The sequence below is a fragment of the Synechococcus sp. R8-2 genome, from assembly GCF_047461715.1.
Taxonomy (GTDB): domain Bacteria; phylum Cyanobacteriota; class Cyanobacteriia; order Thermostichales; family Thermostichaceae; genus Thermostichus.
Genome location: NZ_JANSHQ010000774.1, coordinates 1 through 588, shown reverse-complemented (window position 1 = coordinate 588; position 588 = coordinate 1). Strand labels below are relative to the sequence as shown.

Annotated in this window: 1 protein-coding gene; it reads left to right on the top strand. The window is 52.0% G+C overall.

What is annotated here, in order from left to right:
- Positions 1-213 precede the first annotated feature (213 nt).
- Positions 214-504 (top strand): hypothetical protein, encoded by a 291-nt coding sequence (locus NW819_RS14585; protein WP_414331448.1) that lies wholly within the window; start codon positions 214-216, stop codon positions 502-504.
- The last annotated feature ends 84 nt before the right edge of the window (positions 505-588 follow it).

The following is a 588-nucleotide window of genomic DNA, read 5'->3' as shown; positions in this document are numbered from 1 at the left end:
CCCCCCCCCAACCCAAAGCCAGGAAGAGTTCCACCCCCTCGACACGTGGGGAAGCGTCTATTCAAGAGCCGTTTTATCCTCTGCGAGATCCCACAAAAGTACCCAAGCCGGTTAAGAGAAAACGCCCATAAACTGGGCTAGTAGATCCTGCTTTAATGGAGCTTTTCATGTTGACCTTCTTGTTGTGAACCATTCTTTTACCCTGGTTAGGCCGTGGCAGAACCAACTCCTCCCAACAAACCTCCCAACAAAGATGAATTCATTTCGCCTCGCTATCCCTACTGGGGCGAAGTGAAGCCGCAGAACCTAGTTTTTGATGCCAACCTGCAGGAATTTAGCAATAAAGTGTCCTTGATTTGTAGCTTGGAAACCGGGGGCAAAATTACCCCGGAAGAAGCCTACCGGCAAATCAAGGAGCTGTGGAAACAACTCAAGCAGACCAAAAAAGCCATCTTGGACGATCCCCAGTGGAAGGAGTCTCCCCCCGACTTGCCGGAAGAGTAGCCGGCTGGATCCTGGCTAACCGCAAACGGTGTACACTGGGCGCGGATGCCGGGCTTGGTCAGGGAAGATGAGGACTTTTCCTTC